Origin of the sequence: Synechococcus sp. H55.2 (genome assembly GCF_047462495.1) — a bacterium.
Lineage (GTDB): Bacteria > Cyanobacteriota > Cyanobacteriia > Thermostichales > Thermostichaceae > Thermostichus.
Window position 1 is genome coordinate 1 of sequence record NZ_JANSJH010000055.1, and the last position, 7373, is coordinate 7373.

Consider the following 7373-nt stretch of genomic DNA (forward strand, 5'->3'; position numbering starts at 1 on the left):
TGCTGCAGGGATCGGAACAGGAGCACCGTATAGATATCGAGGATGGGCGCAACTGCTGTGACGGCAGCATTTCCAACCACAACCGCACCCAAGGCAGCTCCCAGGATCCCCCCAACAAGAAACAAAATCAGGAGTGGGATGCCGAAGATCAAACTCACAGCCAGCAAAGCCCAAAACACGCCCCACCAGCGATCTTTGACGAGGTTCCAACTGTAGCCCAGACCTTCCGTGGCACCTTTGCCTTCCAGGGCAATCGCACAGAGAGTGAAAACCAGCCTTACCCCCCAGTAGATACCAGGGAGCACAAACAGCAGCATCCCAAGCATGACAATTAGCGCCAGCAGAATGCTGCCGAAAACCAGGGGCACTGCCTTCGAGAGGGCCCAGTCGAGGCTGTTGCCCAGTAGGGGAGCTTGCCGCTTCAGGTGCTGATCCACCAGCCAAAAGGCTGCGCCAGCCAGGATGGGAGCAACAATTAGGCTGTAGGCCAAATTGAGGATCCCCCCAAAAAGTGGGATCAGCTCTGCGACGATGGGAATGACAAAGCCGGGAGAGGCCAGGATCAACAGCGGCCCATAGACGGGGCCTACAACTTCAAACGAGCGCTGCAGAAGGAAAAACGGGTTAAGAGTAGCGCTTTGCATGGTAGAGGGATCCCTGTGGCAACCACCCCCTTCATACCACGCCATCCCCCTTTTTGGGCTGAGAAGGGGATTAAGAAAGTCAAAGTCTGTGTCTTGCTATACAGAAGATTTTTGTAAAATCCAGGCCGCCGCTTGTTCGCCGCTGCGCAGGGATCCCTCAAGGCTGCTCTGGTGGGTGTATTCTCCAGCCCAGAGAAGGCCCGGCAGGCCGCTGCAGGTGGGAACCAGATGCTGCTGAAAGCCGGGCGGCTGGACAAACTGGGCAAAAGGGATCCGATACACCCGCAGCAGGCGCAATCGTTCCAAGGGGGCTTTGGGAAAATAGGTTTGCAGCTCGGCCCGGCAGGCTTGGGCCAGCTCCTCATCGCCCAAAGGGGGATCCCCCAGCACCGTCACCGAATAGAGGTGCTGACCGGCAGGAGCCAGCGCCGGGCTGAGGCGGGTGAGCTGCACCCAGTGGTTGATCCAGCCTTGGCCGCTGGCGTTGAGGTACAAGTAGGCACCGCGGGCCAGGGAAAAGGGGGCGCAGAAATAAAGGCAGGTCACCGCCCGTCCCTGGGTGGGGATGGGCGCAGCAGCTTGAGGGCAGAGCTCGGCCTGCCAGGCCCGCGCTTGAGGGGCATCGGTGGCGCAGACCACCCACTCGGCAGGGATCTCCTCGCCCTTGGCGGTGCGGATCCCGCGCACTTTTCCCTCTTCCACCAGGATGCGCTCCACCGAGGTTTGGTAGCGGATCTGCTCTGGGGCAAGGTGGCCGGCCAGTTGGCGGACAATCTCTCCCATGCCCAGCGCCGGGGTGACGATGGCTCCTTCGGCCATCATCTTGAAATAAAAGGCAAAGAGGCGGGCGCTGCTGGCCAGATCCGGATCCAAAAGAATGCCGCGGAAAAAGGGGTAGAAGAAGTGCTGGCAGATCTTTTGGGAAAATCCGTACTCCTCTAGGAACTCCCGCACCGAGCGGTCAGATCCCCCCAGTCCTTCTTGGAAAACCTGTTCTGGGGTGCGCCGCGCCAGCTCCGCCCGCAACTGTAGCACCTTGAGCTTGTCGCCAAAGCTGGCCAAGGGGTTGAAGAGGGAAGGGACAATGCTGGTCGGATCCCGCAGGGGATCCCCCAACAGCCAGCAGCGACCGGGTTGGGCCAGCATCGCTCCCGGACGGTAGGGGCAGGGATTGAGCTGGCCTAGATCCAGATGCCGCCGCACTTGGGGATAGGCGGTAAACAGCACCTGAAAGCCGCGATCCAAACGGAAGCCCTCCACCGCGTCGGTGCGCACCCGCCCGCCGGGGCCGTCGCTTTTTTCCAGGACTAGGACATCGCTCCAACCCGCCTGGCTCAGCACCTTGGCGCAGGTTAAGCCGGCCAGCCCTGCCCCGATAATGACCACTCTGCCCATGCTGCTGGGATCCCTTCTCCGTGGAGTATTTTACCTGGCTCGATTCCTCAAGGCTGAGTCCCCTTCTGAGGCAGGATGTTCTGGCCCCCAGATGCGAATGGCGCCATCGGCACCGCCGCTGAGAAGGGTTTGCCCGTTGGGGCCAAACAGCAGAGCACTCACCATCCAAGTCTGGCCGCCCAGGGTGCGCAACTCTTTGCCGCTGCCCAAATCCCAGAGTTTGATCTGCTGGGCGCGGTGATCGGTGCCGCTGGCCAGCAGGCGGCCATCGGGGCTGAGGGCAAGGGTGGCCAAGCCAGACAAGGGCTGGGCCAGAGTGCGCTCGAGGGATCCCGTGCCCACGTTCCAGATCCAGACGCCGGAAGCGCTGGCGGCGAGCAAGTGGCGGCCATCGGGGCTGAGGAGCACCTGCTCGATGGGGTAGTCGGCCTCCAGGGTTTTCAACAAAGCCCCGCTGCCGGGATCCCAAAGATGAACGGTGGGATCCCCGTTGGCGGCCACCAGGATCCAGGGCGGGCTCCTTTTTTCCGCCACCCCAGAGGGAGCGAAGGCCACCGCCGTAATGCCTGACCCCTGGGTAACCGGGTGGGCGGCGCTGTCGATGGTGCGCACCAACTGGCCATCCTCAGCTTGCCAAAGGCGAATGGTACGGTCGGCGCTGCCGCTGGCAATCCAACGGCCATCGGGGCTGATGGCGACGCTGTTGATCAGCTCGGTGTGGCCCTGCAACTGCAGCCGTGGCACCCCTTCCCGCGACGGCAAGGCAGGGGCCAAATCCCAGACCCGCACCGTCTTGTCGGCCCCCCCACTCACCAAAAAGGTACCATCGGGGCTGATGGCCAGCGTCTCAATCGAGCCTTCGTGGCCTGCCCAGCTCTGCAGCAGTTGGCCGGCCTGGGGATCCCAAAAGCGGATGACACCGTCGTCTCCCCCGGCAACCAGGAGATCTCCATCCGGGCTGATGGCCAGAGCGGTGATAGCGGCGGGGCCTTCCAGTGTGGCCTTGAGCTGCAAGGACTTGGCCCAGTCAGCTAGGTTGAGGGCAGGGCTGGAAGAGGATAGGGATCCAGTCCTGGAGGGATTGGGCGGCTGCTCTGGGGAGCTGAAGCTTTTGAGCCCAGCGGATCCCAAATTTGCCCTCGTTCCCGCGGGCGGGACAGAGTCCCTGGGCACAATTGCCTTCTCTCCCCACAGGCTGAGGTTGGCCGCCAGTTGCCAGGCAGCAACTCCGAGTAGCACCAGCAAAGCCGCCAGACTACTCCCCGCCCAAAGTGGTGGGATCCAGAAACGCGCCCGCAGTGATACCGAGGAACGCGGCGGCGTAGTCGGCTCCTGTAAGGGAGCGGCGGCAACAGGGTCGGGCAGGATCTCAGCGCCGGGAGAGACGCCCTCTGCCAGAGGCAAAGCCTGGAGAGCGGCCAAAGCTGCCGCTGCCGAAGCAAAGCGCTGCCGCGGGTCACAACCCCCCAGGCAATCCAAAAAAGCGGCAAAAGGAGCGCTGGTAGGAGCCAGATCGTGCCAGCGCAGCTCTCCCGTCAACGGGTCGCGAAACAGCTTGTGGGTCGGGATCCCTGAGAGGGCCTGTATGGCGATGAGCCCAAGTGCCTCCAGATCGCTGTCGGCAGCCTCGGGCCCAGAGTTGCAGCAGCCCAAGCCCAACACCACCCAGCGGCCATCCGCCCGGCGACAGATTAGGCGAGAGGGCTCTAGGTTGCAGCAGTTTACCCCCTCACTGTGTAGCAAGGCCAAGGTTTGCAGCACATCTTGCAAAAAGGCCCGCACCTCAGCTTCTGTCCAAGGCTGACCTTGCTCAGTGGCCTGGCGCAGGGCCTGTTCCAGAGTCTGCCCCTCGATCCACTCTTCTACCCAGTAAAAATCTCCCTCTTGCTCAAAATAAGTCAGCAGGCGTGAGATACACTCATGGGATCCCAGGCGTTCCCACAGCGCCATTGCCTGTTCAAATCGCTGCCGGGCGGCAGAGGGCTCTTCCCCCTTGGGAGAGCGAGGTTGCCAACGCCTGATCACCACCCAGCTCTGTTCAGGGCGATGGCCATCTTGGGCCAGGTAGGTTTGCCCGCTGGATCCCAGTTCTTCCAAGATCTGATAGCGGCCACCCAGGGTCTGCCCTACCATAAGGACTCCGGCTACTCCAGGCATATATGGTCTACCGTTCGCGTCAGCACTGCGGAGCACTTTAGCGGGACGGAGTTCTTTGGCTCTACCCTTGGGGAGGATGCGAACCTTTTCCTTCTGGATCATCATGCCACACGGGCAAAAGGCTCAGAGTAACCCTGAGTTACTCAGTGGCCGGGGGGATGTCGTTGCAAAACCTGCTTTAGGTAGCGCCCCGTATGGGATCCGGGATGCTCGGCCACTTCTTCAGGGGTGCCGACGGCAACAATCTGGCCGCCCTGGTCGCCCCCTTCCGGCCCCAGGTCAATAATCCAGTCGGCACAGCGGAGGATGTCCAGGTTGTGCTCGATCACCAGCACGGTGTTGCCCGCATCCACCAACCGCTGCAGAACATTCAAGAGCTTGTGAACGTCGTAGAAGGACAGGCCGGTGGAGGGTTCATCGAGCAGGTAGAGGGTTTTGCCGGTGGAGCGGCGGGCCAGTTCTGCCGCCAGCTTCACCCGCTGCGCTTCCCCCCCGGAAAGCGTCGGAGCGGGCTGGCCCAGCTTGATGTAATCAAGGCCCACATCGGCCAAGGTCTGTAGAATCTTGGCGGCAGGGGGTAGGGCGGCAAAAAACTCCAGCGCCTCCCCCACCGTCATGTCTAGGACTTCGGCGATGTTTTTGCCCTTGTACCTGACCTGGAGGGTCTCGCGGCTGTAGCGGCTGCCCCCACACACCTCGCAGGTGACGTACACATCCGGCAGGAAGTTCATTTCAATCACGTTCACCCCCTGCCCTTTGCAGGCTTCACAGCGCCCCCCCTTGACGTTGAAGGAAAAGTGGCCGGATTGATAGCCCCTGGCCTTGGCCTCTAGAGTCTGGGCAAAGGCCTGGCGGATGGGATCAAAGAGGCCCGTGTAGGTGGCGGGGTTGGAGCGGGGGGTGCGGCCAATGGGGGATTGGTCGATGACAATGACCTTGTCGATGTGTTCAATGCCGTGTAGCTCCCCCATTTCCGTTGGCTTAGGCACCTTCTGGCCGAGGGAGTGTTGCAGGGCAGGGTAGAGCAACTCGTTGACCAGGGTGGACTTGCCGGAGCCGGAGACGCCGGTGACGCAGACCAGCTTGCCCAGGGGGATCTCCACATCGATGTGCTTGAGGTTGTTTTTGTGGGCATCGGTGAGCTTGAGGGAGACGGCTTTGCCAGGTCGCCGCTGAGCTGGGGTTGGGATCCGCCGCCGCCCCGACAGATAGGCGCCGGTGAGGGAGCGCTCGCAGGCTAGGATGTCGGCTAGAGATCCTTGGGCCACCACTTCTCCGCCGTGGATGCCAGCGCCAGGGCCAATGTCCACGATGTGGTCGGCGGCGCGAATGGTCTCTTCATCGTGTTCCACCACAATTAAGGTGTTGCCCAGATCCCGTAGGCGGAATAGGGTTTGCAAGAGGCGTTGGTTATCCCGCTGGTGCAGGCCAATGGAGGGTTCGTCCAGCACGTAGAGCACCCCCGTCAGGCCGGAGCCAATCTGGCTGGCCAGTCGGATCCGCTGCGCCTCGCCCCCCGAAAGGGTCATGGCCGGTCGGGCTAGGGTGAGGTAGTCAAGGCCCACGTCAATTAAAAACTGCAGGCGGGTTTTGATCTCCCGCAGCACTAGCTCGGCAATCTGCGCTTGGCGGGGGGTAAGCTGGAGCTGCTCCAGGCGCTGCAGGCAGTCGCGGATGGAGATCTCGGTGAGATCCGTGATGCGGTAGCCACCGACGCGCACGGCCAGGGCCTCTGGCCGCAGCCGGGATCCGCCACAGGCAGCACAGGGGCGGTAGGTCAGGTAGGTCTCCAGCTTTTGCCGGTAGGTTTCGGCGGTGGTCTCTTGGTAGTGCCGCTGCAACTGCGGGATTACCCCTTCAAAGCGGCGGTAGTAGCCCCGGCTCCCCTGGGGGGATTCCGCCTCAACGTAGATCTCCTGGTCGCTGCCGTAGAGGAGGAGCTGCTGCTGCTCGGGGGTAAGGTCGCACCAGCGGCTGCTGAGCTCAAAGCCAAAGGCCTTAGCAGCCCCCGCCAGTAGGGCCAGATAGTAGGGGTTCTCCCGCTCCGCCCAGGGAGCAATGGCCGCATAGAGGGGGAGCTTGGGATCCGGCACGATCCGGTCGGGGTCGAAGATGGGTTCAAAGCCCAGGCCGTGACAGACGGGACAGGCGCCGATGGGGGAGTTAAAGGAAAATAGCCGCGGCGACAGCTCGCCCAGCACGGAGCCGTGTTCGGGGCAGGCAAATTGTTCCGAAAAGATCAGCTCCGTTGGCTTGCCGTTGAGGTACTGCCCCGCCACCTCGGCTACTTTTTGCAGCAGGTGTTCCCGTTCGTCTTCACGGGGCAAGAGCTCCACCACCGCCAGTCCCCCCGACTGGCGCAGACAGGTGGTCAGGGAATCGGCCAGCCGCTCTGCGATGTTGGGGCCCTTAACCAGCCGATCCACCACCACCTCAATGGTGTGGGCCTTGGTTTTGGCCAACTCAATTTCCTCGCTGAGATCCCGCACCTGGCCGTCGATGCGCACCCGCACAAACCCCTGCTGGCGCAGGCTTTGCAAGAGCGCTGCGTGGGTGCCCTTTTTTCCCCTCACCACGGGCGCAAGCAACTGAAAGCGCGTCCGCTCCGGCAGGGCCAGGATCTGGTCCACCATTTGATCCACCGTCTGGGGGGCAATCACCCGGTCACAATGGGGGCAGTGGGGGATCCCGGCCCGCCCATACAGCAGCCGCAGGTAGTCGTAGATTTCGGTCACGGTGCCAACCGTGGAGCGGGGGTTGTGGCTGGTGGACTTTTGGTCGATGGCAATGGCTGGGCTCAAGCCCTCGATGCGGTCTACATCCGGTTTGTCCAGTTGCCCCAGAAATTGCCGCGCATAGGCGCTGAGGGACTCCACGTAGCGCCGCTGCCCCTCGGCAAAGATGGTGTCGAAGGCCAGAGAAGATTTTCCAGACCCGGAGACGCCGGTAAACACCACCAGGCGATTGCGCGGGATCCGCAGCTCGAGGTTTTTGAGGTTGTGCTGCCGCGCCCCCACCACATGGATTTCGTTTTGGCCGGACATCTCATCCCCTCTGTGTGCAGCGTGGGTGGAGACTCTGCCCAAAATTGGCGAGTCGAAAAACAACAAAAGTTAAGGAACATTAACGATTCTAGTGCTGCAGCAGAAGTCTGTCTTCTCCCCATCGCAAGGGGTG

The 7373-nt window shown here is 62.1% G+C and carries 4 protein-coding genes; all 4 read right to left on the reverse strand.

Annotated elements, in window-relative coordinates; all coding sequences use genetic code 11:
- A partial coding sequence (locus tag NW844_RS07915; protein WP_414334847.1) for a glycerophosphoryl diester phosphodiesterase membrane domain-containing protein occupies positions 1 to 644 on the reverse strand: 644 nt, incomplete at its 3' end.
- Positions 645 to 740: 96 nt separating this feature from the next.
- Entirely contained in the window at positions 741 to 2039 is a 1299-nt protein-coding gene (locus NW844_RS07920; protein WP_414334848.1) for an FAD-dependent oxidoreductase, read from the reverse strand.
- Positions 2040 to 2069: 30 nt separating this feature from the next.
- Positions 2070 to 4172, reverse strand: coding sequence for a protein kinase domain-containing protein (locus tag NW844_RS07925; RefSeq protein ID WP_414334849.1), 2103 nt, complete (start codon positions 4170 to 4172; stop codon positions 2070 to 2072).
- A gap of 167 nt (positions 4173 to 4339) precedes the next feature.
- Positions 4340 to 7240, reverse strand: a complete 2901-nt coding sequence (gene uvrA / locus NW844_RS07930) for an excinuclease ABC subunit UvrA (protein ID WP_414334850.1) — start codon at positions 7238 to 7240, stop codon at positions 4340 to 4342.
- Between the last annotated feature and the right edge of the window lie 133 nt (positions 7241 to 7373).

Bases quoted from the DNA above. Each gene is read 5' to 3' on its own strand.
- NW844_RS07920 (WP_414334848.1), bottom strand. From the start codon at position 2,039: ATGGGCAGAGTGGTCATTATCGGGGCAGGGCTGGCCGGCTTAACCTGC.
- uvrA (WP_414334850.1), bottom strand. From the start codon at position 7,240: ATGTCCGGCCAAAACGAAATCCATGTGGTGGGGGCGCGGCAGCACAAC.
- NW844_RS07925 (WP_414334849.1), bottom strand. From the start codon at position 4,172: ATGGTAGGGCAGACCCTGGGTGGCCGCTATCAGATCTTGGAAGAACTG.